General features: G+C 70.5%; 26 protein-coding genes. 13 read left to right on the forward strand and 13 right to left on the reverse strand.

Features of this window, described 5'->3' with window-relative positions; translation table 11 throughout:
- Positions 1–181: 181 nt before the first annotated feature.
- From AAFN69_RS18265 to AAFN69_RS18285, 5 genes are all read left to right on the forward strand, one after another.
- Positions 182–874 (forward strand): spermidine synthase, encoded by a 693-nt coding sequence (locus AAFN69_RS18265; protein WP_347729614.1) that lies wholly within the window; start codon positions 182–184, stop codon positions 872–874.
- 88 nt (positions 875–962) lie between these two features.
- Positions 963–1700 (forward strand): response regulator transcription factor, encoded by a 738-nt coding sequence (locus AAFN69_RS18270; RefSeq protein ID WP_347729615.1) that lies wholly within the window; start codon positions 963–965, stop codon positions 1698–1700.
- Entirely contained in the window at positions 1697–2905 is a 1209-nt protein-coding gene (locus AAFN69_RS18275; RefSeq protein ID WP_347729616.1) for a HAMP domain-containing sensor histidine kinase, read from the forward strand. The genes AAFN69_RS18270 and AAFN69_RS18275 overlap by 4 nt, the downstream gene beginning before the upstream one ends.
- A 277-nt stretch (positions 2906–3182) precedes the next feature.
- Complete coding sequence (locus tag AAFN69_RS18280) at positions 3183–7073, forward strand: multifunctional oxoglutarate decarboxylase/oxoglutarate dehydrogenase thiamine pyrophosphate-binding subunit/dihydrolipoyllysine-residue succinyltransferase subunit (RefSeq protein WP_347729618.1); 3891 nt, start codon at positions 3183–3185, stop codon at positions 7071–7073.
- A 142-nt stretch (positions 7074–7215) separates the two neighbouring features.
- On the forward strand, positions 7216–7398 hold the full coding sequence (locus AAFN69_RS18285) for a DUF6104 family protein (RefSeq protein WP_347729619.1): 183 nt from the start codon (positions 7216–7218) through the stop codon (positions 7396–7398).
- Positions 7399–7437: 39 nt separating this feature from the next.
- Here the strand turns inward: AAFN69_RS18285 and AAFN69_RS18290 are convergent, their stop codons facing one another.
- A complete protein-coding gene (locus AAFN69_RS18290) occupies positions 7438–8238 on the reverse strand; it encodes a hypothetical protein (protein WP_347729620.1) in 801 nt (266 codons plus the stop codon).
- A 154-nt stretch (positions 8239–8392) separates the two neighbouring features.
- Here AAFN69_RS18290 and AAFN69_RS18295 point away from each other — a divergent pair, with 154 nt between their 5' ends.
- Positions 8393–9364 (forward strand): hypothetical protein, encoded by a 972-nt coding sequence (locus AAFN69_RS18295; protein ID WP_347729621.1) that lies wholly within the window; start codon positions 8393–8395, stop codon positions 9362–9364.
- A gap of 1 nt (position 9365) precedes the next feature.
- On the forward strand, positions 9366–10388 hold the full coding sequence (locus AAFN69_RS18300; RefSeq protein ID WP_347729622.1) for a helix-turn-helix transcriptional regulator: 1023 nt from the start codon (positions 9366–9368) through the stop codon (positions 10386–10388).
- A 101-nt stretch (positions 10389–10489) separates the two neighbouring features.
- Here AAFN69_RS18300 and AAFN69_RS18305 read toward each other — a convergent pair whose 3' ends face one another.
- From AAFN69_RS18305 to AAFN69_RS18320, 4 genes are all read right to left on the reverse strand, one after another.
- Positions 10490–11047: a Clp protease N-terminal domain-containing protein gene (locus AAFN69_RS18305; protein WP_347729623.1), complete on the reverse strand. Its 558-nt coding sequence runs from the start codon at positions 11045–11047 to the stop codon at positions 10490–10492.
- Positions 11047–11256 carry a helix-turn-helix domain-containing protein gene (locus tag AAFN69_RS18310; protein WP_347729624.1) on the reverse strand — a complete coding sequence of 70 codons (210 nt, stop codon included), beginning with the start codon at positions 11254–11256 and terminating at the stop codon, positions 11047–11049. Before AAFN69_RS18310 ends, AAFN69_RS18305 begins: the two co-directional genes overlap by 1 nt.
- A 54-nt stretch (positions 11257–11310) precedes the next feature.
- Positions 11311–12276, reverse strand: a complete 966-nt coding sequence (locus tag AAFN69_RS18315) for a zinc-binding dehydrogenase (RefSeq protein WP_347729625.1) — start codon at positions 12274–12276, stop codon at positions 11311–11313.
- 588 nt (positions 12277–12864) lie between these two features.
- Positions 12865–14094 (reverse strand): NADP-dependent malic enzyme, encoded by a 1230-nt coding sequence (locus tag AAFN69_RS18320; protein WP_347729626.1) that lies wholly within the window; start codon positions 14092–14094, stop codon positions 12865–12867.
- Positions 14095–14626: 532 nt separating this feature from the next.
- Between AAFN69_RS18320 and AAFN69_RS18325 the strand changes: the two genes are divergently transcribed.
- From AAFN69_RS18325 to AAFN69_RS18335, 3 genes are all read left to right on the forward strand, one after another.
- On the forward strand, positions 14627–15613 hold the full coding sequence (locus tag AAFN69_RS18325; RefSeq protein ID WP_347729627.1) for an ABC transporter substrate-binding protein: 987 nt from the start codon (positions 14627–14629) through the stop codon (positions 15611–15613).
- 83 nt (positions 15614–15696) lie between these two features.
- The gene (locus AAFN69_RS18330; RefSeq protein ID WP_347729628.1) at positions 15697–16638 is read left to right on the forward strand and encodes an amino acid ABC transporter permease; all 942 of its coding nucleotides are present in this window, start codon (positions 15697–15699) and stop codon (positions 16636–16638) included.
- Positions 16635–17402, forward strand: coding sequence for an amino acid ABC transporter ATP-binding protein (locus AAFN69_RS18335; protein ID WP_347729629.1), 768 nt, complete (start codon positions 16635–16637; stop codon positions 17400–17402). Before AAFN69_RS18330 ends, AAFN69_RS18335 begins: the two co-directional genes overlap by 4 nt.
- 167 nt (positions 17403–17569) lie before the next feature.
- Here AAFN69_RS18335 and AAFN69_RS18340 read toward each other — a convergent pair whose 3' ends face one another.
- The 3 genes from AAFN69_RS18340 to AAFN69_RS18350 form a co-directional block, all read right to left on the reverse strand.
- Complete coding sequence (locus AAFN69_RS18340) at positions 17570–18286, reverse strand: hypothetical protein (RefSeq protein ID WP_347729630.1); 717 nt, start codon at positions 18284–18286, stop codon at positions 17570–17572.
- On the reverse strand, positions 18283–18774 hold the full coding sequence (locus tag AAFN69_RS18345; RefSeq protein WP_347729632.1) for a SigE family RNA polymerase sigma factor: 492 nt from the start codon (positions 18772–18774) through the stop codon (positions 18283–18285). Before AAFN69_RS18345 ends, AAFN69_RS18340 begins: the two co-directional genes overlap by 4 nt.
- A 102-nt stretch (positions 18775–18876) precedes the next feature.
- The gene (locus AAFN69_RS18350) at positions 18877–19653 is read right to left on the reverse strand and encodes a class I SAM-dependent methyltransferase (protein ID WP_347729633.1); all 777 of its coding nucleotides are present in this window, start codon (positions 19651–19653) and stop codon (positions 18877–18879) included.
- 75 nt (positions 19654–19728) lie between these two features.
- Between AAFN69_RS18350 and AAFN69_RS18355 the strand changes: the two genes are divergently transcribed.
- Positions 19729–20358: a CGNR zinc finger domain-containing protein gene (locus tag AAFN69_RS18355; RefSeq protein WP_347729634.1), complete on the forward strand. Its 630-nt coding sequence runs from the start codon at positions 19729–19731 to the stop codon at positions 20356–20358.
- On the opposite strand, the gene sodX is transcribed toward AAFN69_RS18355, so the two are convergent.
- The gene (sodX, locus tag AAFN69_RS18360; RefSeq protein WP_347729635.1) at positions 20262–20681 is read right to left on the reverse strand and encodes a nickel-type superoxide dismutase maturation protease; all 420 of its coding nucleotides are present in this window, start codon (positions 20679–20681) and stop codon (positions 20262–20264) included. The two genes, AAFN69_RS18355 and sodX, sit on opposite strands and share 97 nt — an antisense overlap.
- Positions 20682–20830: 149 nt before the next feature.
- Here sodX and sodN point away from each other — a divergent pair, with 149 nt between their 5' ends.
- Positions 20831–21226, forward strand: a complete 396-nt coding sequence (gene sodN, locus AAFN69_RS18365) for a superoxide dismutase, Ni (RefSeq protein ID WP_347729636.1) — start codon at positions 20831–20833, stop codon at positions 21224–21226.
- Between the two features lie 83 nt (positions 21227–21309).
- On the opposite strand, the gene AAFN69_RS18370 is transcribed toward sodN, so the two are convergent.
- From AAFN69_RS18370 to AAFN69_RS18380, 3 genes are all read right to left on the reverse strand, one after another.
- Complete coding sequence (locus AAFN69_RS18370; protein ID WP_347729637.1) at positions 21310–22161, reverse strand: endonuclease/exonuclease/phosphatase family protein; 852 nt, start codon at positions 22159–22161, stop codon at positions 21310–21312.
- A gap of 69 nt (positions 22162–22230) precedes the next feature.
- A complete protein-coding gene (locus AAFN69_RS18375; protein ID WP_347729638.1) occupies positions 22231–22446 on the reverse strand; it encodes a hypothetical protein in 216 nt (71 codons plus the stop codon).
- A 317-nt stretch (positions 22447–22763) separates the two neighbouring features.
- Positions 22764–22958 carry a hypothetical protein gene (locus AAFN69_RS18380; protein ID WP_347729639.1) on the reverse strand — a complete coding sequence of 65 codons (195 nt, stop codon included), beginning with the start codon at positions 22956–22958 and terminating at the stop codon, positions 22764–22766.
- 221 nt (positions 22959–23179) lie between these two features.
- On the opposite strand from AAFN69_RS18380, the gene AAFN69_RS18385 reads away from it, so the two are divergent.
- The gene (locus AAFN69_RS18385) at positions 23180–24430 is read left to right on the forward strand and encodes a hypothetical protein (protein ID WP_347729640.1); all 1251 of its coding nucleotides are present in this window, start codon (positions 23180–23182) and stop codon (positions 24428–24430) included.
- Here the strand turns inward: AAFN69_RS18385 and AAFN69_RS18390 are convergent.
- Positions 24419–25189, reverse strand: coding sequence for a fumarylacetoacetate hydrolase family protein (locus tag AAFN69_RS18390; RefSeq protein ID WP_347729641.1), 771 nt, complete (start codon positions 25187–25189; stop codon positions 24419–24421). The two genes, AAFN69_RS18385 and AAFN69_RS18390, sit on opposite strands and share 12 nt — an antisense overlap.
- Positions 25190–25306 lie beyond the last annotated feature (117 nt).

A 25306-nucleotide genomic window follows, 5' to 3' on the forward strand; every position in this document is an offset into this window, starting at 1 on the left:
GCCCCGTGCCCGCGCCCGGCACGCGCGTGAGCCCCGGCGCACCAGCCGCTTCCGCGCCCGGGTACGCCCCGCACACACCTCACGCGCCCCCGCGCACTCGTCCGAAATCGTTTGTACCGGTCCTCGCGGAACACCACCATGACCAGGAGCACCCATCGGACCGAAGGCACCGGAGGCCCCTGTGCGCGACCGCGCGACCGTGACACTCGACCGCCGTGAAGGGCCGTACGGCGAGGTCGTACTGCGCCGGCGCGGCGAGCACCACGAGATCATCGCCAACGGCTGTTTTCTGATGGACACATCGGACGGCCGCTCGGAGCGGCTGCTCATCGACGCCGCTCGCGACGCCCTCACCACCGCTGCCGGCGGGGCCCCCGGAGCCGGCGGGCCCTCCGTCCTCATCGGCGGTCTGGGAGTGGGTTTCTCCCTCGCCCACGCCGCGGCCGATCCGCGATGGGGCCGCATCGCCATCGTGGAACGCGAACAGGCCATCATCGACTGGCATTTCTCCGGCCCGCTCTCGCACATCTCCGCAGCGGCACTCGCCGATCCCCGCAGCGTGATCCTCCGTACGGATCTGCTCACCCACCTCCGGGAAACCGAGGACCGTTATGACGCTCTCTGTCTGGATATTGACAACGGTCCCGACTGGACGGTGACCGACGACAACGAGAACCTCTACTCCCCCGCCGGACTCGCCCTGTGCAAGCGGAGGTTGCTGCCGGGCGGAGTTCTCGCGGTCTGGTCCGCGCGACCCTCCCGCAGTTTCGAAGAAACCTTGCGGAATGCCGGTTTCACCGGGGTAAGAACCGAAGAGATCCGGGTTGCCCGGGGCGTACCCGACGCCGTTCACCTCGCCGTTCGGCCCGCGTAGCCGCGACCCCGTAACTGCCTTTACGCTGCTGTGTTACACAGATCAGAACGCGCGTAAAACTCGCGATAGCTGCTTACAGGGGCGGGCGATGGAACAGACACACACGACCCAGAACGGCGTCGCGGCCACCCTCGGGGCCCAGCGCCGGGTGCTGGTCGTCGAGGACGACACGACCATCGTCGATGCCATCGCCGCCCGGCTGCGGGCGGAGGGGTTCCTGGTGCAGACGGCCGCCGACGGACCCGCCGCCGTCGACGCCGCCGAGGCGTGGCAGCCGGATCTGATGGTGCTCGACATCATGCTGCCCGGCTTCGACGGCCTGGAGGTCTGCCGCCGGGTGCAGGCGCAGCGCCCGGTGCCGGTGCTGATGCTCACGGCGCGCGACGACGAGACCGACATGCTGGTCGGGCTCGGCGTCGGGGCCGACGACTACATGACCAAACCCTTCTCCATGCGGGAGCTGGCGGCACGGGTGCATGTGCTGCTGCGCCGGGTCGAGCGGGCCGCGCTGGCGGCCGTCACCCCCCGGAGCGGCATCCTCCGCCTCGGTGAGCTGGAGATCGACCACGCCCAGCGCAGAGTGCGGGTGCGCGGCGACGATGTGCATCTGACCCCCACCGAATTCGATCTGCTGGTCTGTCTGGCGAACACCCCGCGGGCCGTCCTCTCCCGTGAGCAGCTGCTCGCGGAGGTCTGGGACTGGGCGGACGCCTCCGGCACCCGGACCGTGGACAGCCACATCAAGGCCCTGCGCCGGAAGATCGGCGCGGAACGCATCCGTACGGTCCACGGCGTCGGCTACGCCCTGGAGACCCCCGCGCCATGAGCCGTCCGCCCGGCGACGAGCCCCCCACCGGGACGGCCCCCGGCGGCACCGCCGCCGGCCCGGACGCGGGGGCGGCCGGGGGCGGGGGCCGTCCCGAGCCGCGGGAGCGCTGCCCGCTGCGCCGTCCGCACCCCGTCCGGCGCCGCAGGACGGTCGCCATCTCGATCAAGACCAAGCTCGGCACCCTGGTGGTCAGCTCGGTCTTCATCACCACCGGTCTGCTGCTGGTCGCCCTGGAGACCGCGACCGAGTTCCGCTTCATCACCGTCTTCTCGGTGATAGCGACCCTGCTGATCACGCAGTTCGTGGCGCACGGCCTGACCGCGCCGCTCGACGAGATGAACACCGTCGCCAAGGGGATATCGCACGGCGACTACACCCGCCGGGTGCGCGGCGCGGACCGGCGGGACGAGCTGGGCGACCTCGCCTCCACCATCAACCGCATGGCGGATGACCTGGAGGCGGTCGACCGGCACCGCAAGGAGCTGGTGGCGAATGTCTCGCACGAGCTGCGCACCCCGATCGCGGCGCTCCGGGCGGTGCTGGAGAACGTCGTGGACGGTGTCTCCGCCGCCGATCCGGAGACCATGCGCACGGCGCTGAGGCAGACCGAGCGGCTTGGCCGGATGGTGGAGACCCTGCTGGACTTGTCCCGGCTGGACAACGGTGTCGTACCGCTGCGCGCCGGGCGCTTCGAGGTCTGGCCCTATCTCTCCGGCGTCCTGAAGGAGGCCAATCTCGCGGCGGCGCAGCGCGGGCTGGCCTCCGGGTCCGGGCACCACACCCGGACCGACGTCCATCTCCATCTGGATGTCTTCCCGCCCGAGCTGACCGCGCACGCCGATGTGGAGCGGCTGCACCAGGTGGTGGCCAATCTGATCGACAACGCGGTCAAGCACTCGCCGCCGCAGGGCCGGGTCACCGTTCAGGCCCGGCGCGGGCCGCAGCCGGAGTCGCTGGTGCTGGAGGTCGTGGACGAGGGCCCGGGGATCCCGGAGCAGGAGCGGCACCGGGTCTTCGAGCGGTTCAACCGGGGCAGTGTGAGCGCCCCGCACGGAAAGGGCAGTGACGGCGGTACGGGGCTGGGGCTGGCCATCGCCCGCTGGGCGGTCGATCTGCACGGCGGGCGCATCGGTGTGGCCGAATCGGCCCGCGGCTGCCGGATCCTGGTCACCCTTCCGGGGATCCCCTCGTCACGATCTTGACGTAGGGTTCGAAACGGAAGCCAATCTTCTACATGGACATGGCGAGGAAGTGACCTGTCCGGCGGGTCACCCGCCAGTGGAACGACGCCGCTCGGTCACTCATACCAGCGGTGCGGGCGAACCGTGCGTGTTTCCCGCCATTACCTCCCCCGAAACCCGCCTTTCGGTGTGACTTGCGCGACTGTGGCCCGCCCGGCCTGCACCTCTCGGCCAGGGAGGCGTAGCCTTGATTCCCGCTGTCCACCACATTGTGAAGCGGAAGAGGGCGGTTGCCGCCGTGTCGTCTCAGTCCCCCAGTAACTCGAGCTCCCCCAGCCTCCGGCCGGGCGGTGCCCCCACGACCGATCAGAGCGCTCAGGGCATTGATCCTGCCGCCGCGTTCGGACCCAATGAGTGGCTCGTCGACGAGATCTACCAGCAGTACCTCCAGGATCCGAATTCGGTCGACCGAGCCTGGTGGGACTTCTTCGCCGACTACAAGCCCGGCGCCAAGAACGCCGCGGCGACCGCCGCGGAGCCGGCCGTGACCCCGGCCGCGCCCGCCGCTCCCGCGCAGGCCGGCGCGGGTACGGCAGTCGCCAATGGGGCCGCTCCGGCGGCTCCCGCGGCGCCGGTCACACCCGTCGCACCGGCCGCGCCCGCCGCGGTCCCGGCCCCGGCCGCCGCGCCCCGGGCCGAGGCCCCGAAGGCGGAGGCCCCCAAGGCGGAGGCCCCGAAGGCGGAGGCTCCCAAGGCCGCCGCCCCGGCCGCGAAGGCTCCCGCGCCGAAGGCCGCGAGCACCCCGGCCGCCGGTTCCGGCGAGGGCCCCGAGCAGATCGTGCTCCGCGGTCCGGCCGCCGCCGTCGCGAAGAACATGAACGCCTCCCTGGAGGTGCCCACGGCGACGTCCGTGCGCGCGGTCCCGGTGAAGCTGCTCTTCGACAACCGCATCGTGATCAACAACCATCTGAAGCGCGCCCGGGGCGGGAAGGTCTCCTTCACCCACCTCATCGGGTACGCGATGGTGCAGGCCCTCAAGGCCATGCCCCAGATGAACTGGTCCTTCGCGGAGAAGGACGGCAAGCCGACCCTGGTCAAGCCGGAGCACGTCAACTTCGGCCTCGCCATCGACCTGGTCAAGCCGAACGGCGACCGCCAGCTCGTGGTGGCGGCGATCAAGAAGGCCGAGACGCTCAACTTCTTCGAGTTCTGGCAGGCGTACGAGGACATCGTCCGCCGCGCCCGGATGAACAAGCTGACGATGGACGACTTCACCGGTGTCACCGTCTCGCTGACCAACCCCGGCGGCCTCGGCACCGTCCACTCGGTGCCGCGGCTGATGCCCGGACAGTCGGTGATCATGGGCGTCGGCTCGATGGACTACCCCGCCGAGTTCCAGGGCACCTCCCAGGACACCCTGAACAAGCTGGGCATCGCCAAGGTCATGACGCTGACCTCGACGTACGACCACCGGGTGATCCAGGGCGCCGCCTCCGGCGAGTTCCTGCGGGTCGTGGCCAACCTCCTCCTCGGGGAGAGCGGCTTCTACGACGAGATCTTCGAGGCGCTGCGCATCCCCTACGAGCCGGTCCGCTGGCTCAAGGACATCGACGCCTCGCACGACGACGACGTCACCAAGGCCGCCCGGGTCTTCGAGCTGATCCACTCCTACCGGGTCCGCGGCCATGTCATGGCCGACACCGACCCGCTGGAGTACCGCCAGCGCAAGCACCCCGACCTGGACATCACCGAGCACGGGCTGACCCTGTGGGACCTGGAGCGCGAGTTCGCCGTCGGCGGCTTCTCCGGCAAGTCCCTGATGAAGCTCCGCGAGGTGCTGGGCGTCCTGCGCGACTCGTACTGCCGCACCACCGGCATCGAGTTCATGCACATCCAGGACCCCAAGCAGCGCAAGTGGATCCAGGACCGGGTGGAGCGCCCGCACTCCAAGCCGGAGCGCGAGGAGCAGCTGCGGATCCTGCGCCGGCTCAATGCCGCCGAGGCGTTCGAGACCTTCCTCCAGACGAAGTACGTCGGCCAGAAGCGGTTCTCGCTGGAGGGCGGCGAGTCCGTCATCCCGCTGCTCGACGCGGTGATCGACTCGGCCGCCGAGTCGCGGCTGGACGAGGTCGTCATCGGCATGGCCCACCGCGGCCGGCTGAATGTCCTCGCCAACATCGTGGGCAAGTCGTACGCGCAGATCTTCCGGGAGTTCGAGGGCAACCTCGACCCGAAGTCGATGCACGGCTCCGGCGACGTCAAGTACCACCTGGGCGCCGAGGGGACCTTCACCGGTCTCGACGGCGAGCAGATCAAGGTCTCCCTGGTCGCCAACCCCTCCCACCTGGAGGCGGTCGACCCGGTCCTCGAAGGTGTCTCGCGCGCCAAGCAGGACGTGATCAACAAGGGCGGCACGGACTTCACCGTCCTGCCGGTCGCCCTCCACGGCGACGCGGCCTTCGCCGGCCAGGGCGTGGTGGCGGAGACGCTGAACATGTCCCAGCTCCGCGGCTACCGCACCGGCGGCACCGTCCATGTGGTGATCAACAACCAGGTCGGCTTCACCGCCGCCCCCGAGTCGTCGCGCTCCTCCATGTACGCCACCGATGTGGCCCGCATGATCGAGGCGCCGATCTTCCATGTGAACGGCGACGACCCCGAGGCGTGTGTCCGGGTGGCGCGGCTGGCGTTCGAGTTCCGCCAGACCTTCAACAAGGACGTGGTGATCGACCTCATCTGTTACCGCCGCCGCGGTCACAACGAGGGCGACAACCCGCAGTTCACCAACCCGCAGATGGTCGCGCTGATCGACAAGAAGCGCTCGGTGCGCAAGCTCTACACCGAGTCCCTGATCGGCCGCGGCGACATCACCATGGAAGAGGCCGAGCAGGCGCTCCAGGACTTCCAGGGCCAGCTGGAGAAGGTGTTCGCGGAGGTCCGCGAGGCCACCAGCCACCCGGCCCCGGCGCTCGTCCCGGACGCGAAGGCCGAATTCCCGGTGGCGGTCACCACCGCGATCTCCCAGGAGGTCGTGAAGCGGATCGCCGAGTCCCAGGTGAACATCCCGGACAATGTCACCGTCCACCCGCGGCTGCTGCCGCAGCTCCAGCGGCGTGCCTCCTCGGTCGAGGACGGCACCATCGACTGGGGCATGGGCGAGACGCTGGCCATCGGCTCGCTGCTGATGGAGGGCACCCCGGTCCGGCTCTCCGGCCAGGACACCCGCCGCGGCACCTTCGGTCAGCGGCACGCGGTCCTGGTGGACCAGGAGACGAACGAGGACTACACCCCGCTGCTCTACCTCACCGAGGACCAGGCGCGGTACAACGTCTACGACTCGCTGCTGAGCGAGTACGCGGCGATGGGCTTCGAGTACGGCTACTCGCTGGCCCGCCCGGACGCGCTGGTGATGTGGGAGGCGCAGTTCGGCGACTTCGTCAACGGCGCGCAGACGGTCGTGGACGAGTTCATCTCCTCCGCCGAGCAGAAGTGGGGCCAGACCTCCGGCGTCACCCTGCTGCTGCCGCACGGCTACGAGGGCCAGGGCCCGGACCACTCGTCCGCCCGCCCGGAGCGCTTCCTCCAGATGTGCGCGCAGGACAACATGACGGTCGCCATGCCGACGCTGCCGTCGAACTACTTCCACCTGCTGCGGTGGCAGGTGCACAACCCGCACCACAAGCCGCTGATCATCTTCACCCCGAAGTCGATGCTGCGGCTGAAGGCGGCGGCGTCGAAGGCGGAGGAGTTCACCACCGGCGGCTTCCGCCCGGTGATCGGCGACGCCTCGGTCGACCCGGCGGCGGTCCGCAAGGTCGTCTTCTGCTCCGGCAAGGTCTACTACGACCTCGACGCCGAGCGGAAGAAGCGCGGGGTCACCGACACGGCGATCATCCGGCTGGAGCGGCTCTACCCGCTGCCCGGCGCGGAGCTCCAGGCCGAGATCGCCAAGTTCCCGAACGCCGAGAAGTACCTGTGGACGCAGGAGGAGCCGGCGAACCAGGGTGCGTGGCCGTTCATCGCGCTCAACCTGATCGACCACCTGGATCTGGCCGTCGGCGCGGACATCCCGCACGGCGAGCGGCTGCGGCGGATCTCCCGTCCGCACTCCTCGTCGCCGGCGGTGGGTTCGGCCAAGCGTCACCAGGCCGAGCAGCAGCAGCTCTGCAATGAGGTGTTCGACGCCTGACCGCCGCATGCGCGGCACCGTGTGATCCGGAGGGCCGGTACCCGTGGGTACCGGCCCTCCGGCCTGTCCGGGGGCGGTCCCGGAGGGGCGGGCGGGCCCCGTAATCTGAGGGAGTAGCCCCCATCCGTCCCGGGAGAATGTTGTGTACTTCACCGATCGAGGCATCGAGGAACTGGAGAAGCGGCGCGGCGAGGAAGAGGTCACCTTCGAGTGGCTCGCCGAGCAGCTGCGTGCCTTCGTCGACCTCAACCCCGACTTCGAGGTGCCGGTGGAGCGCCTGGCCACCTGGCTGGCGCGGCTGGACGACGAGGACGAAGAGGAGTGACGCCGGTGCGCGGCGGCGGACCGCCGCCGCGCACCGTGCTCAGCGGGCGCCCCGGCCGTAGGTCAGCGCGCCGTTGACGAGGAGTACGATCCCCGCCGCGATCCAGCCGGGGCTGCGGCGGCGCACCCCGTAGAGGGTGACCGGCACCCCGGCCGCGAGCTGCGCGGCGCCGAGGGTTCTTGTGCGGGAGAGTTCGCGGCGGTCGCGCAGCCAGTGGTCGAAGCCCTCCTCCACCGCGTGGAACTCCGCCCTGACGGCGTCGCGCCAGCCCGCCCATTCGATGGTCTCCGCGCCCCGCGCGACGGCGGCGGCGCGGAGCGCCTCCCCCGGTTCGGCGGGGGCGAGCCCGGCCGGCAGCCGCAGGCCGGCGCGGCCGAGGACCGCGATCAGCCCGAGGAGCCTGGCCCGGGCGTCCGAGGCCGGGTCGGGGAGGGTGAGCGCCTCCAGCGACTGCACGTCGAGGACGGGATCGAGCCCCAGGCGGGCCGCGAAGGTGTGCATCGCCTCCTCCTCGCCCGCCGGGGTGCCGTCCGCGAGCCATACATAGCCGACCGGCCGGCGGAATCCCGAGGCGAGGGTGTATCCGGCCCGGTCCCCGTCCCACCAGAGCGCGAGGGCCGGCCGGTTGGTGGCGACGGCCACGGCGGACGCCCAGCCCGCGAGTACCCGGTCGACCGGCTCCGCGCCGTCCGCCCACGGTTTCCCCTCCGGCACGAGCACGCTCCAGTCGGCCCCGGCGGGTGCGAGCAGGGCCCGCTCGCGGAGCAGATGGGCCGGGGGGCGTACGGAGGCGGGCTCGGCCCGGCAGAGCAGCAGCGCGCCCACGGGTGTCGCGTTCATGAAACGTACGCTAGGTCAATTTGCACATGAATGGCCCTTTATAAGGGGCCGGATATTCCGCGTCGCCCTTGTATGCCATCCCACTCGCGATATATCGTATTGAGAGAAGAGACGCGATATATTGCGTCGTGGTCCGACGGGGAGGTCAGACGTCATGGCGCAGTCGACGTGGGAGGTGGCGGAGCCCGGAAAGCTCCTCTTCGACCAGCCGGTCACCGAGCTCAATGTCCGTGTCGTCAACGGCACGGTCAATGTGGTCGGCACCGACGAGGATTCGGCCCGGCTGGAGGTCTCCCGGCTGGAGGGCCCGCCGCTGGTCGTGACCCGGGAGGGGTCCTCGCTGACCGTCGCCTACGCGGATCTGCACTGGACGGGCTGGCTGAAGTGGCTCGACCGCAAGGGCTGGCAGCGCGATGTCGTGGTCTCCCTCGCCGTGCCGGCGGAGGCGGCCGTCCGGATAGGCGTGGTCGGGGCGGGGGCGGTGATCTCCGGCATCCGGGGAACCACCTCCGTCCACAGCGTGAGCGGTGACGCCACCCTCGTACGCCTGACGGGCAGCGTCCGGGCCGAGACGGTCTCGGGCAGCCTGGAGGCCCAGTCGGTCACCGGCGCGCTGCGGTACGAGTCGGTGTCGGGGGATCTGACGGTGATCGAGGGCGGCGCGGGCTCGCCGGTGCGGGCGGAGTCGGTCAGCGGCGACATGCTGATCGATCTCGCGGAGACGGACGGGGCGGATCCGCCCGGCCCGACCGATGTCCGGCTGGCCACGGTCTCCGGTGAGCTGGCGATCCGGCTGCCGGACCGGACCGACGCCGACGTCGAGGTGAACACCACCAGCGGCCCCGTCTCCAACGCCTTCGGCGATCTGCGGGTCACCGGCCGGTGGGGCGCGAAGAAGATCACCGGCACGCTCGGCGCGGGCACCGGCACCCTGCGGGCGTCCACGATGTCCGGCTCCATCGCCCTGCTGCGCAGGCCCTCCGACGAGGACGGCCCCGCGGGCGGGGACGATCCCGCCGCCGGGGACGATCCCGCGGGCGGAGCCGATCCCGCGGCCGGCGGTCCCGGCGACTCGGACGGCCCGGCTTCCACCGCCACCGGCGGCCCCACCGGAAAGGTGCTCTGACATGGCTCCCGTATTCGCACACGGCCGTCTGCGCCTGTATCTGCTGAAGCTGCTGGACGAGACCCCGCGCCACGGCTACGAGATCATCCGCCTGCTGGAGGAGCGCTTCCAGGGCCTGTACGCGCCCTCGGCCGGCACCGTCTACCCCCGGCTGGCCAAGCTGGAGGCGGAGGGCCTGGTCACCCACGCCACCGAGGGCGGCCGGAAGGTCTACTCGATCACCGACGCGGGCCGCGAGGAGCTGGCGGGGCGCAGTGGCGAGCTGGCCGATCTGGAGCTGGAGATCCGCGACTCGGTCTCCGAGCTGGCCGCGGAGATCCGGGACGATGTGCGCGGGGCCGCGGGGAAGCTGCGCAGCGAGATGCGGGCCGCCGCCTCCCGGACCCGGACCTCACCGGGCGCGGAGAAGGCCGGGGGCGCCGGGGCGGGGGACCGTCCCGAGCAGGCCGAGAAGGAGGAGTGGGCGCGAGCCACCCACGAATGGCAGGAGCAGGCCCGCCGCGCCCGGGAGGACGCCCGGCAGGCCCGCCGCCAGGCGAAGGAGGCGCAGGACAAGGCCCGCCGCGAGATGCAGCGGATCGCCCGGCAGGTCCAGGACCAGGTACAGGACCATTTCGCGCGCGGCGACTGGCCGACCGGGGTCCGCGAGGGCCTGTCGGAGCTGACCGCCCAGCTGGGCGGGCTGACCCGGGGCGGCATGTCCTGGCCGTCCGCCGCCGCCCCTCCCCCCGCCCCGAAGCGGGAGCCGGCCGCGGAGACCCCGGACCGGCCCGCTCCGGATGCCCCCGGCCCCGTATCGGGGGAAGCGGCGGACGGCGCTGTCGCGGACCGGCTGACGGACACTCCGGTGACCGGTGATCCGGTACGGGATCTGGAGCGGCTGCTGGACCGTTTCCGCGACGACATCCGGGACGCGGCGCGGGACCACGGTGTCAGCGAATCCCAGCTCGGCGAGGCGCGGCGCCATCTGTCGACGGCGTCGGCCCATATCGTGGCGTCGCTGCTCCGGCCGGGGAAGAAGTAGCGGACGGACCGCGCGCGCGGACGACGGGGTGGGGAGTCGCCCCGGCGTCCGCGCGGGCAGTTGGCGCGGGTGGGTGGTTCCTGCGGGGGGGGCGGGCGGCGCTAGGCGGCGCGTTCCTCCCCGTACACCGCGCGGCGGACGGCCGCATGGGTCGCGCCGTGCTCCGCCAGCACCTCGGAGACCACGCCCGGCCGCGCCGTGAGCGCCAGCAGCAGATGCTCGGAGCCGATCTCCCGGTCCCCCCGCCCGGCCGCGATCCGCAGCGACGCGACAAGGGTCTCCCTGGCCGCCGGGCCGAACGGCCGCCGGCTCGACCACCACCGCCTCGGGGCGCGCTGCGGCCCGAGCGCGCCCGCGCCGTGGGTCTCCTCCACCCGGGCGACGATCTCGGCGACATCGATGCCGAGCCCGGCCAGCGCCTCGGCGTCCGCGCGGGAGAGCCCGGCCCGGCGCCGGGCGTCCGCCAGCGCGTCCCTGATGGACGCGTGCCGGTCCGTGACCCCGAGCGCGGCACACGCGCGGGCCGTCCGGGTGTCGCGCTGGTCCAGGATCGCCAGCAGCAGATGCTCCTCGGTGACCGAGTCCGCACCCGCTCGCTCGGCCTGGAGCACGGACTTCTCGACCGTGTCCCGGGCATCCTTGGTGAAGCGTTCGAACATCACTGCCTCCCGTGCTTCTTGTGCACGGCCTGCCGGCTGACGCCCAGTTCGGCCGCGATCTCCTGCCACGACCAGCCCTGATCGCGGGCACCGCGCACCTGTACGGCCTCGAGCTGTTCGAGCAGCCGCCGCAGCGCGGCGACCGCTCGCAGCCCGACCCGGGGGTCGCGGTCACCCGCACGCTCGGCGAGATCCGTTGCCTCAGTCATGGTTGTCAATGTACGTTGACAACCATGACTCGTCAACCAAAGTTGACATCCCGTTCAGGAGGGGGTCAGCACGATCTTGCCGAAGAGCCCGCCCGCCGCCATCCGCTCGAACCCCTCGCGCGCCCGGTCCAGCGGCAGCACCGTGTCGATCACCGGCCGCACCCCGGTCGCGGCGCAGAAGGAGAGCAGATCCTCCAGCTCGTCCCTGGAGCCCATGGTGGAGCCCACCACCCGCAGCTCCAGGAAGAAGATCCGGGTCAGCTCGGCGTGGGAGGGGCGGTCACCGCTCGTCGCACCCGAGATGACGAGGGTGCCGCCGGGCCGCAGCGACTTGACCGAGTGCGACCAGGTGGCCGCGCCGACCGTCTCGATCACCGCGTCCACCCGGCGGGGCAGCCGCGCGCCGGGCTCGTACGCGCCCTCCGCGCCCAGCTCCACGGCGCGCGCCCGCTTCTCGGCGTCCCGGCTGGTGGCGTACATCCGCAGCCCGGCCGCCCGGCCCAGCACGATCGCGGCCGTCGCCACTCCCCCGCCGGCGCCCTGCACCAGCACGGAGTCCCCCGGCCGGACCCCGGCGTTGGTGAAGAGCATGCGGTACGCGGTCAGCCAGGCCGTCGGCAGGCAGGCGGCCTCCTCGAAGCTGAGCTCCGGCGGCTTGGGGAGCACATTCCAGCTGGGTACGAGCACCTGCTCGGCGAAGGTCCCCTGATAGCGCTCGGTCAGGATCGAGCGCGGCTCGTCCGGACCGACGCCGTGGCCGGTCTGTCCGATGACGGAGTGCACCACCACCTCGTTGCCCTCGGCGTCGACGCCGGACGCGTCACACCCGAGGATCATCGGCAGCCGGTCGGCCGCGAGACCGACGCCCCGCAGGGACCAGAGGTCGTGGTGGTTGAGGGACGCGGCCCTCACGGTCACGGCGGTCCACCCGGGCCGGGGCCGGGGGGCCGGGCGTTCACCCAGCTCCAGGCCGTCGAGGGGAGCGTCACGGTCGATACGTGCGGCGTATGCGGCGAACATGCCCCGACCCTAGGGCGGCACGGGCTGTGCCGGAACCGTCCCGATGTGTGACATGCGCCCACGGGTACGGGGCAACCGTGCTCAGCCCCGCCGACGCCTGGGCGGGGGCCAGGACCCCGCGCCCTCCACTCGTCGGACAACAGGGCCCCGGGCAGAATCAGCCTCGCGGGCGATTGAGGCGCGGGGCGGAGCCCGTCCCACCCCGCCGGCCGTCAGCCTCAACCCTCAGGCCCGCCAAAACCAGCCCCGCCGGCGATTGAGGAGCGGGGTGGATCCCGTCCCACCCGCCGGCCGTCAGCCTCAACCCTCAGGCCCGCCAAAATCAGCCCCGCCGGCGGTTGAGGCGCGGGGCGGAGCCCGTCCCACCCCGCCGGCCGTCAGCCGGACACTCAACCCCGCGAAATCCAGCCCCGCCGGCGATTGAGGCGCGGGGCGCGGGGCGCGGGGCGGAGCCCCGCAACGGGCCCGAGGACGCGCCCCGGCAGGACCCGGCACGGCCCTTGCCGGGGCTCGCCCCGGACCCCGCTCCTCAAACGCCGGAGGGCTGAACACGCCCCGCCCGGGGGGCCGGTGCACCCGGCCCGAGGACTACCGCCGCGCCACACCCTCCGCCCGCGCCGCCGCCGCCACCGCCGCCGTGACCGCCGGCGCCACCCGCTCGTCGAACGGCGACGGAATCACGCAGTCGGGCGCCAGCGCGTCACCCACCACATCCGCCAGCGCGTTCGCCGCCGCGATCTTCATCCCCTCGGTGATCCGGGACGCCCGCACCTGGAGCGCGCCCGCGAAGATCCCCGGGAAGGCGAGGACATTGTTGATCTGGTTGGGGAAGTCGCTGCGCCCGGTCGCCACCACCGCCGCGTACTTGTGCGCGATGTCGGGGTGGATCTCCGGGTTGGGGTTGGCCATCGCGAAGACGAACGCCCCGGGGGCCATGGAGGCGACGGCCGCCTCCGGCACCGTGCCGCCCGAGACCCCGATGAAGACGTCCGCACCGGCCAGCGCGGACTCCAGCGAGCCGGTCAGCCCGGCCCGGTTGGTGATCTCCGCCAGCTCGCGCTTCGCGTCGTTCAGATCCTCGCGGTCGCGGCTGACAATGCCCTTGCGGTCGCTGACCGCCACATCGCCGAGCCCGGCGGCGAGCAGGAATTTGGCGATGGCGACCCCGGCCGCACCCGCTCCGGAGATGACCGCGCGCAGTTCGCCGAGCTCCCGGCCGGAGAGCTTGGCGGCATTGCGCAGGGCGGCGAGGGTGACCACCGCCGTACCGTGCTGGTCGTCGTGGAAGACCGGGATGTCGAGCCGCTCCTGGAGCCTGCGCTCGATCTCGAAGCAGCGCGGGGCCGAGATGTCCTCCAGATTCACCCCGCCGAAGGACGGCGCGAGCCGGACCACGGTTTCGATGATCTCGTCCGTGTCCTTGGTGGCGAGGGCGATCGGAACCGCGTCCACGCCGCCGAACTGCTTGAAGAGGATCGCCTTCCCCTCCATCACGGGGAGTGACGCCTCCGGGCCGATGTCGCCCAGCCCCAGAACCGCGGTTCCATCCGTGACCACGGCGACGACCTGGGACTTCCAGGTGTAGTCGTGGACCAGATCGGGCTGCTCGGCAATCGCGCTGCACACCTTCGCGACGCCGGGGGTGTACGCGAGGGACAGATCGTCCCGGTCGCGCACCGGCACCGTGGCCCGGACGGCCATTTTGCCGCCGCGGTGCAGGGCGAAGGCCGGATCGAAGGGCTCCTCGGGAGCGCTCTCCGTACCGGTGGTGCTGCCGGGATTGCTGTCACTGCGTGGGTTGACGATCTCCGCTGCCATGGGATGACCCCTTAAGTCTTCATCAGTTGAGGGTTTCCACTCCTGGTTGAGGAGGGGTGGGCGGGCACCGCGTCCGCGCCCCGCTCGGGGCGGTTGAGCCGCCCGGCGGGGGGAGTACGTACGCGCGGGCGCGCCGCACACGCGCCCTGAGCCCCCGGATGAGGGGTGTAAGGATCCTTCTTACCCGAACGGGACGTCCGGAGACGAGTCCAATTCCCGCCGCCACGGTCACTCTCGGTAGATGTCAGGACACTTCCCCTACGCGCCCTGCATCCCGCCCACAGGGGGCCGGAGGCCGAAGATTTTCCGGTCGGAAGAAGGTATTCCCGTGAATGGTCCGGTGATGTTGTACCGGTCACAGGGAGGCCGGGGGTGTCCCGTTACCCGATTTTGACATGCGTAGAGCCCTGAATGGGCTAGTCCGGATGGCAAGATGCCGAAAACGCTCAAGGTCGCGACACTCGAAGGTGAGTCCGTGACCGGGATACGCACAAGAAATGGCAGCACTCTGACACGCCGGAGGATCCCGAACATGACCGCAAGCATCACGCGCCGCACGACCGCCACGAAGGCCCGGAAGACCCTCACCTCCCGGTTCGCCGCGGTCGGCGTCATCGCGGTCGCCGGCTCCATGCTGCTGACCGCCTGTGGCGACCAGACGAACGACTCCGCCAAGAAGACCGGCGGGGAGAGCAGCAGCGCCTCGAAGACCGCGGGCAACAAGCTGCACGACATGCTGCCGCAGGACGTCAAGGACCGCGGCTCGGTCCGGGTGGGCTCGGACATCGCGTACCCGCCCGTCGAGTTCAAGGACGACGCCGGCAAGACGGTCGGCATCGACCCGGACATCGCCGCGGCCATCGGCAAGGAGCTGGGGGTGACGTTCGACTTCGAGAACGGCACCTTCGACACCCTGGTCACGGGTCTGCGCTCGAAGCGGTACGACGTCGCCATGTCCGCCATGACGGACACCAAGGACCGGCAGAACGGCGTCGACGGCGAGACCGGCAAGAAGGTCGGCGAGGGCGTCGACTTCGTCGACTACTTCACCGCCGGTGTCTCGATCTACACCAAGAAGGGTGACACCCAGGGGATCGCGACCTGGGACAGCCTCTGTGGCAAGAAGCTGGCGGTCCAGCGCGGCACGGTCTCCGAGGACCTGGCCAAGGCCGAGAACAAGAAGTGCAAGGACAAGATCAAGATCGAGGCCTTCGACACCGACCTGGAGGCCCAGACCCGGCTCCGCGCCGGTGGCGCCGACGCCGTGTCGTCCGACTTCCCGGTGGCCGCGTACGCGGTGAAGACCTCCGGCGGCGGCAATGACTTCGAGCTCGTGGGCGAGCAGGTCGAGGCGGCCCCGTACGGCATGGCGATCGCCAAGGACAACGCCAAGCTGCGGGACGCGATCCAGGCCGGTCTGGACGCGATCATCAAGAACGGCGAGTACAAGAAGATCGTCGACAAGTGGGGCGTCGCCGAGGGCGCTGTGACCGAGGCCAAGATCAACGGCGGTTCCTGACCTCAGGGGCGGTTCCGGTCCGCGCCGCCGGCGCGGACCGGAACCCGCTGGTCGGGCACTGATTCGGTACGGAAAGGCTTGTTGTGACTGTCGACATCGAAAAGACGGGCCCGGAGGGCGTGCCACCCACGCCGTCGGCCGGGCCGGAGGCGATCAAGGCCATCCCGGTCCGCCACTGGGGCCGCTATGTCTCCGCCGTCGTCGCGATCGCCCTCTTCGGGCTGGTCGTGTACGCCTTCTCCCAGGGCAAAATCAACTGGGACGCGATCCCGGACTACTTCTTCGACGAGCGGATCCTCGACGGCGTCAAGGAGACACTGCTCCTGACCCTGGTGTCGATGGCGATCGGCATCATCGGCGGCATCGTCCTCGCGGTGATGCGGCTGTCGAAGAACCCGGTGACCTCGTCCATCGCCTGGTTCTACATCTGGTTCTTCCGGGGCACCCCGGTCCTGGTGCAGCTCTTCGTCTGGTTCAACCTGGGACTGGTCTTCGAGACCATCAACCTCGGGTTCTACCAGGACGAGTGGTCCGACTTCATGACGCCGTTCCTGACGGCGCTGCTGGGCCTGGGTCTCAATGAGGCCGCGTACATGGCGGAGATCTGCCGCGCGGGCCTGCTCTCGGTCGACGAGGGCCAGACCGAGGCGTCCCACGCGCTGGGCATGAGCCACAACAAGACCCTGCGCCGGATCGTGATCCCGCAGGCGATGCGGGTGATCGTGCCGCCCACCGGCAATGAGGTCATCAACATGCTGAAGACGACCTCGCTGGTGGCGGCGGTGCAATTCACCGAACTGTTCCGGCAGGCCCAGAACATCGGCTCGACGTCCGGTGCGCCGGTCGAGATGTTCTTCCTGGCCGCAGCCTGGTACCTGCTGCTGACCTCGGTCCTGAGCGTCGGTCAGTACTACCTGGAGCGGTACTACGCCCGGGGCTCCACCCGGACGCTGCCGCCCACCCCCCTCCAGAAGATCAAGTCGAGCGTGTTCTCGGTGCGCCGTCCGAAGGGAGTCTCCGCATGAGCTCCACCGCCATGGTCAAAGCGGAGGGTGTGCACAAGTCCTTCGGTCCGATCGAGGTCCTCAAGGGCATCGATCTGGAGGTCGCCCCGCGTGAGGTCTTCTGTCTGATCGGCCCGTCCGGTTCCGGCAAGTCGACCTTCCTGCGGTGTATCAACCATCTGGAGCAGATCAACGCCGGACGGCTGTACGTCGACGGCGAGCTCGTCGGCTACCGCCAGAAGGGTGACAAGCTGTACGAGCTGAAGGACAGCGAGGTCGCCCTGAAGCGCCGGGACATCGGCATGGTGTTCCAGCGGTTCAACCTCTTCCCGCACATGACGGCGATCGAGAACGTCATGGAGGCGCCGGTCCAGGTCAAGGGCGAGTCGAAGGCGGTGGCCCGGGCCCGTGCCGAGCGGCTGCTGGACCGGGTGGGCCTGGCCGACAAGGCCGGCAACTACCCCTCCCAGCTCTCCGGCGGCCAGCAGCAGCGGGTGGCGATAGCCCGGGCGCTGGCGATGGAGCCGAAGCTGATGCTCTTCGACGAGCCGACGTCGGCGCTCGACCCGGAGCTGGTGGGCGATGTGCTGGACGTGATGCGCGGGCTCGCCGAGGACGGCATGACGATGGTCGTGGTCACCCATGAGATGGGCTTCGCGCGCGAGGTCGGCGACGCGCTCGTCTTCATGGACGACGGGGTGGTGGTCGAGTCCGGCCATCCGCGCGATGTGCTGACCAACCCGCAGCACGAGCGGACGAAGTCGTTCCTGTCGAAGGTGCTGTAGCGGCGGGGACGCGGGTGCTCGAAAGGGCGGTACGGAGCAATCCCGTACCGCCCTTCGCGCGTCCGGAGGAGGTCAGCCCGGCCGGATCCCACAGGCCGGCCGGATCCCCGGGTCCCAGGATCCGGGGCGGGTGGTGCCGTCGCGGGCCGGCGGCCGGCGTGCGCCGCTCATTGCGGCGGGAGCACTTCGGTGCGGAGGACCACCTTGCGGAGTTCGCTCACGGAGACGATGTCGTCGCGCTTGCTCGCCACGGTGGCCATGACGAGCCGTCCGTCCTTCCGCCAGAGCTCGACGGCCCACAGATACGGCGGATGATGGGGCAACGGATTCCTGCGGGGACGGTAGGAGACCACTTCTCCGACGCCCGGGACCGCCCACTTCTCACAGGAGGGCTTGTACATCTTCCCGGCGTAGTGGCAGGAGGGGGTATTGCTCCAGAGTCCACCGAATTCGCCGGCCGTGGAGGCCGGATGGGCCCAGAGCCGGACGGTCGCCTCCCCGGGCCCTCCGTCACGTACCGTGAAGGTGCCGTCCAGCGGCCCGCCCCCCGGGAAGGGCACCGGGTAGACCGAACCGACTCCGGTCGTCCCCTCACTGGGTGGCCCCTTGCGGACATCCAGCCCGGGCGGGAGGAGCCTCTCCACCCGTTCGGCCCGCTCCGAGGCGCTCAGCTCCTTCCCCGTCCCGGGCAGAGCCTTCTCCCCGTGATCCCGCAGCTGCGGGACGAGGCCCGCCAGCCCCGCCACCGCCAGTGCCGCCGCACAGCCCGCCGCCCACCGCCTGCGCCGGACTCGCGCGGCGCGGAGGTAGACCGTCTCGACGGTGCCCCGGGGCGGTCCCGCCTCCTGGGCCGCCCGTTCCAGCAGTGCCCGTACCTCGCTCATACGAATTCCTCCCGCACCTGGACACGGAGCGCGGCGAGGCCCCGAGCGGTATGACTTTTGACCGTGTTCTCGCGCAGACCGAGCAGCCTGGCGGTCTCCGCGACGCTCAGGTCCTCCCAGAAGCGCAGCACCACGACGGCGCGCTGCTTCGGGGTGAGCGTGGTGAGCGCGGCGTTGACCAGCAGGCCGGTGTCCGAGTCGACCGCCGGTTCCGGGAGGTCGGGCAGATCGCCGCAGGCCCGCTCCCGGCGCCAGAAGCGGCGCCGGGAGGCGATGAAGGTGTTGACCAGGGTCTTGCGCGCGTATGCCTCGATGTTGTCGAGACGCCCGTGGCGGCGCCCGCCGAGCACGACCTTGACCAGGGTCGACTGGACCAGATCATCCGCCTCGTCACGGTCCCCGCAGAGCAGATAGGCGCTGCGGTAGAGGGCCGCGCGTCTGCCCTCGACGAAGGCACGCAGGTCGTCCTCGTCGTCGGTGCGCGTCATTCCACCCCTTCCCGGTCCACCTGTGTGGACCCTCCCCTCCCTTCAGTGCGGTGGAGGCGGCGGAGGGTTGCGGGCGATGGCGGAGTTCCCCGGTCCGGCCGGCTACTTCAGCGCGAGCAGCAGACTGTCCGAGGGCGACGCCCACACGGCCCGCGCCTCGCCGAAGCCCGCCGCGAGGAGGGTCTCGGCGTGCCACCGCGCCGAGGGTGTCTCGCCGTCCGCGTGCTCCCCGTAGATCTCGAAGCGGCGGGCGGTCGGCCCGGCGAGCGCGGGTTCGCGCGCGGCGAGCGCCCACCACTCGGACCAGTCGAGGACCCCGCCCTCCTTGGCACGGTCCATCCCGGCGTGGCGGTGGGCGCGCTCGGCGGCGTTGATGCGCGGGGTGGTGCGGTCGATCATGCGGTCGGCGTTCATCAGGACCCCGCCGTCGCGGACGAGCCCGGCGAGCTGCCCGTAGAGGGTCGCGAGCGGTCCGAGCCGCAGCCAGTGCAGGGCGGTCGCGGTGAGGACGGCGTCGTACGAGTCGTGCGGGAGGCGCGCGGTCCACTCCGGGTCGGTGAGGTCCGCGCTGACGAAGGTGACGCGGTCGTCGCCGTCGAAGGTGCCCCGGGCGATGGTCAGCAGGGCGGGATCGAGATCGACGCCGGTACTGGTGGCGTTCGGGAACCGGCGGAGGAGCCGGTCCGTAATACTTCCCGTACCGCATGCGAGATCGAGGACGCGCGGTTCGGGGCCGACAGTGGCCTCGACCATGTCCAGCATGACCCGGAATCGCTCCTCGCGGTCGGGCATGTACCACTCCTGCTGGCGGTCCCAGCTCTGCTGCCAAGCCGCCCAGTCGGTGCCCACTACCGTCTCCGACACGGAAAACCCCTCCATCTGTAATACCCTTATTGCGGAACAGCCCATTACCACCGTCCCGTCGACCATAGACCGACCCGGTAAGGACTACAAGTGGAACTGGCCTATTACTCGGACTATGCCGTGCGCCTGGTCAACACCGAGGAGCCGGCTCGCAACAAGGACTCCCTCACCTCGGTCGACGCCGTGCGGGAGCTCTTCGGCGGCTCCAGGCAGGCGGCCCGCCGGGTCACCGACGGGGATGTGACCCGCTTCCGCTCCGTGCGCGCGCGGCTGCGCGCGGTCTTCGCCGCCGCCGACACCGGCGACGAGACACAGGCGGTGGATCTGCTGAACTCACTGCTGCTGGAGTTCCCGGTCAGCCCGCAGATCTCGGGACACGACACGCGGGACGAGGACGGCCGGCCGGACTGGCACATGCATCTGGCCGACCATCCGTCGAACGCCACCGCCGGGTACGCGGCCATCGCCGCCATGGGCCTGGCGTTCCATCTGACGGAGCACGGGGTCGACCGGCTCGGGCTCTGCGAGGCACCGCCGTGCCGCAACGCCTATCTCGACACCTCGACCAACCGCTCCCGCCGCTACTGCTCCGACCGGTGCGCCACCCGCGCGAATGTGGCCGCCTACCGCGCCCGCAAGCGCCTGGAGGCGGAACGGTCGGAGAACACCGGCCGCACCGCCGAGAGCGCCCAGGAGACCAGCGCGAACACCGAGCGCTGATCCGGCGTACGGGGCCGGTACCGCCCGCACACCCTCCCGAGCAGCAGCTCATGGGGGACGGCGCCGAAGACCCGGCTGTCCCCCTCGGCGCCCGGATTGTCGCCCAGCACCCACCAGCCGCTCTCGCGCCGCTCGACGATCCGTTTCACGATGAGCAGGTCCTGCTGGAGAGGATGCCGCAGCACCGCGACGGAACCGGGCCTCACCTCCGCGCCGTAACGCACCAGCAGCCGGTCGCCCTGCCGGAGTGTCGGATGCATGGAAGGCCCCGTCACCTCCGCGATCCCCAGCGGTGCTTTCGGCTGCCGCCCCTGCTCGGTCATTCTCCACCTCCGGGTCCCGGACCGTGTTCCGCCGCCGGTCCCATACTGACCCCGTACTTTCGTCCTAAGCACCAGGGGCTCTCGCGAAATCGCCTCTCTCACGGAGTAATGTCCCACCTGAGAAGACGATCACGAGGAAGGATTGCTGCATGCTCTCCCGCCTGTTTGCCCCCAAAGTGAAGGTCAGCGCCCACTGCGACCTTCCCTGCGGTGTGTACGACCCCGCCCAGGCCCGTATCGAGGCCGAATCGGTCAAGGCCGTACAGGAGAAGTACCAGGCCAACGAGGACCCGCACTTCCGGGCCCGCGCCACGGTCATCAAGGAACAGCGTGCCGAGCTCGCGAAGCACCACATCTCGGTGCTGTGGAGCGACTACTTCAAGCCGCCGCACTTCGAGAAGTACCCGGAGCTGCACCAGCTGGTGAACGACGCGCTGAAGGCGCTGTCGACCGCGAAGGCGTCGACGGACCCGGCGACGGGCCAGAAGGCGCTGGACTACATCGCCCAGATCGACAAGATCTTCTGGGAGACCAAGCAGGGCTGACCCGCGACCGTCAGGTCAGAGGTGGCGCATGGGGCTCGCCCGGCAGTGGCCGGGCGAGCCCTGTGTTCGTTCTCGCGATCCACCTACGCGGTGAGGTCGAGGATGACGGGGAGATGGTCGGAGGCCGCACGGGTGGTGGGGGTGTCCAGGGTCCGGTAGCTGTGGGTGGGCAGGTCGCGCGTGAGGATGTGGTCGAGCCGGAGGGGTACGGGTTCGTTGGCGTAGGCGTGTCCGACCGTGGCTGACCGCTCCTGGCCGGTGAGCGTTTGCGGGTCGGTCCAGCCGGACTCGATGAGTACGCGGACGGCGCGGCGGTCGGTGGTGCCGAAGCGGCCTTCGGCGGTGACATGCCGGTAGCGGGAGTGCAGATTCCGGGGTACGAGGGAGTCCCAGTCGGGTTCGGTGTCGTGGATTCCGGAGCAGTTGAGGTCCCCGAGAAGAAGTGCGCGGCCGGGAGTGCCGGGGAAGTCTCCGGCGTAGTCGGTGAGGCGGCGGGCTTCGCGGAGCCGGGTTTCGCCGTCGGTGTGGGTGAGGTGGGTCGCGAGGGCGAGGAGGTCCCGGCTGTCGTCGCCGGCGTCGGCGTCGGCGGGTCGGAGGCGGGTGCGGATGAGGGCGTGGTGGAACGCCTGCGGGGCGAGGGCGCGCCGCTCCAGGAGATGAAGTCTTGACGGCCGGTGGAGGAGGGCGGTGTGGTTGCGGCCGTCTCCGATGCGGGAGGGCGCCATCAGGATCGGGGCCATGTCGAGTTGTCGGCACATCCACAGGAGGCGCTGGTCGTCGTGTTCGTCCCAGTGGGTGCATTCCTGAAGGGCGAGGATGTCGGGCCGCAGCCCGGCCAGGATCTCTGCCTGGGCGTGGAAGCGTTGTTCGGATGCTCCGTCGATGCCGCCGCCCTGGAGGTTCCAGGTCACGGCGCGCAGGGGTGTGGGCTGCACTTGTCGGGTCTCCTGCTGTGGTGTGGCCCGGGCCGGAGGGCGGTCCGGCCCGGACCGGTTCCGGGTTGGTCAGCGCTGCCAGACCGGTTCGCGGCTGATGAGTTCGTCCAGGCGGGCGCGGACTTCGGCGAAGAAGGCGGCCGGGTCGGTCTCGAACCGCTCCGCTTGGGCGGTGTACAGGCGGTGGGCTTCGTCGCTGGTCTCGTAGGCGCAGACCGTGCACCGGTGCCAACCGGGTGAGGCGGGTGCCAGGTGGCCGGGGCAGAGTGGGCAGGTGGTGTTCACGCGGGCTCGCTCGTCTGGCACGCGTAGCAGATCCACCAGCCGTCCTGGGTGCGAGTCATCTGCTGGCCGCACTGAGAGCACGTCATCGTGCCTCCCTGATGAGAGTGGGGACCCACCCCGGCCGGAGTCCCCGAGCGGGGAGACGTGTCGGTCGGAGCGGGAGGTCAGGCGGCCTTCGTGGCAGGGGTGCGCGCACTGGATGTCGAGAGCCGGTTTGCCGACCGGGATCCGGCTCTGGACGCGGATGACAGTGGGGCCGTCGCACAGGCCGCATTCGCCGAGGTGACACTCCGGCGATATCCGGCCGGCCCCGGTGGTCACCCGGTCCACGGCGTCAGCTCCCGGCCGCCCCGGTCCGGGCAGTCCTCACGGGGGCAGGCACACGGCGGATAGTCGCTGGACACTATCGGCGCCAGCGGCATCGGCGGCCCCTCCGGATCCCCGACCACAATCGTCGGCGAGACGGGGAGACGCTGCCCTTCAGGGCTCACCCGGTACACCCGCATCGTCATCACAATGGGCTTCCTCCGGTCAGCACGCCGATCCGGTCGGCGCGTCACCGCATCCTGACCCTCATGGAGAAGCCCCCGGTACGTCCCTGGAACGGCCTTCTGAGACCTGCGTCGGGCTTCGGATGGACCTCGATCGGACTTCTGTGACTCGGATCGGACATGTATCGCGCGCCAGAGACATCGGTGGGCCACCATCGAGCCAGACCGACCGAGGAGGACTCATGGAACTGACGACCTTCGGCGCACTGCTCCGGGATAGAGATATGGGGTACGCGGCGTTCTGCCGCAGCTTCACGGCCGCCGCACGCGAGCTGGGGCTGACAACGGCACCGCCGCAGCGACGTCAGTTCGACCGCTGGCGGGTGACCGGACGGATGCGGACACGCCCCCGCGACGACTCCGCACAGATCCTGGAGAAGATGACCGGAATCCAGGCCCGCGCCCTTTTCCGCCCGGCCATCCGGCCACATTCAGCCGGCGCCAACGCGCAGACCGCCCTCGAAGTCCCTTCCGGACTCCTCTCACCGGAGTCCACTGCACTCATGGCCGCGACTCGCGCCCGCCTGGATGCGGCGATCGAAGGCGCCCCCTTCAGCATCGAGACCTTGACTCGCTGGGAAGAGATCGCCCATGACTACGCTCGCGCCTACCAGGCTTTGCCCCCTCAGAGCCTGCTGGCCGACCTGATCGCGGACCTCGGTGAGGTACAGCAACTCCTCGACCAGACACTGCCGATTCGGTACCGCCGCCGCCTGTGCCGCGTCATCGCTCAGCTCGCTGCCCTAGCCGGGATTTTCACCTCGGCTTGCGGGGCCCACCGCGAGGCTCGGCAATGGTTTCACACGGGTGGTCTCGCGGCGGCTGAAGCAGGAGACCTACAGCTCGAAGGCATGCTCGCGGTACGGGCCGCCGTCGTGTCGCTGTACTACGGGACACCGGTGACGGCGTACCGGCAGGCCGCCCGAGCCCGCACCAATCTCCTGCGGTCCGCTCCCGGCCCGGCAACCGTCCGTGGCCTACTTGTGGAGGCGCGAGCCCTCGCACGGCTCGACAGGCCCGCAGAAGCGCTTCCGCTGCTTCGGCAGGCCGAGGACGGGTTCAGCCACCTCACCGCAGAGGACCGCACCGATCTCTGCTTGGGTTACACCCAGAGGCAGTTCCACTTCCACCTGGGCAATGCCTATACGCACCTCGGTCGAACGGCCGAGGCGTGGGCGGTTCAGCAACAGGCCCTGGCCGCGTACGCGCCGACAGAACGCTTGGACCCCACGCTCATCCGGATCGACCGGGCGGTCTGCCTTGCCCGCGCCGGTGAGCCGGAGGAGGCCTACCGGGTCGCGGGCGACGCCATCTCCTCTCTGCCCGCCGAGCACCGCACCGGGATGGTCATCAGATACGCCGGGGACTTCGCGGCCGTGGCCGGCCGCCCGGAACTCCCCGCTGGACGCGACTTCGCCGAACTACTGGCCTGATCCGACACGGTTCAGAAGAGTGCCGATCCCGGAGATGGTGACCGCGACCTCATCCCCCGGCACAATCGCGCCCACACCCGCAGGTGTGCCGGTGAGAATCACATCCCCGGGCTCCAGAGTGACCGCCGCCGTGATGTGGGCGATCAGCTCGGCCACCGAAGTAAGCAGCAGCGAGGTGTGTGACCGCTGGCGTTCCTGACCGTTCACCGTGCACATGATTTCCAGCGCGGCTGGGTCCAGGCCGGGGACGATCCACGGTCCCAGCGGACAGAAGGTGTCAAACGCCTTCGCCCAGCTGGGCTGTCCGTCCGCGCGCTGGATATCGCGAGCGGTCACGTCGTTCGCGCAGGTGTATCCGAAGACGCGGGAGAGCGCGTCGGCCGCCGGCACGTCCCGGGCCGTACGGCCGATGACGACGGCCAGCTCGGCCTCGTGCTCCACCTGCTGAGACTGCACGGGGTGGCGGATCAGCTCGCCCGGGCCGATCACAGCGGACGGAGGCTTGAAGAAAAGCCGGGGCACGGTGGGCGTCCCCATCCCCATCTCCGCGATGTGATCGGCGTAGTTGCGGCCCACTGCCAGGATTTTCCCGGGAACGACGGGGGCGAGCAGGGTCACCTCCCGCAAGGCAACGCTCTCCCCGGTTGGGGTGGCGGATCCGGACACCGGGTCCCCGGTCAGTACCTCCACCACCGCGCCTGTGACTCGCCCGTACCGGACCTGCTCCAGGTACTCGTACCGTACGAACCGCTCTGTCACCAGATTCCCTCCGTCCGTCGCGAGACCCCAGAATCCCAGGCTCGACTCGCTTCGGCTGAAGAGGGCCCTTCCATCACGCCGACAGGCGCGGACAGCGGCATTCCACTGTGATCCGGG

The sequence above is a fragment of the Streptomyces sp. CAU 1734 genome (assembly GCF_039888735.1).
Classification (GTDB): domain Bacteria; phylum Actinomycetota; class Actinomycetes; order Streptomycetales; family Streptomycetaceae; genus Streptomyces.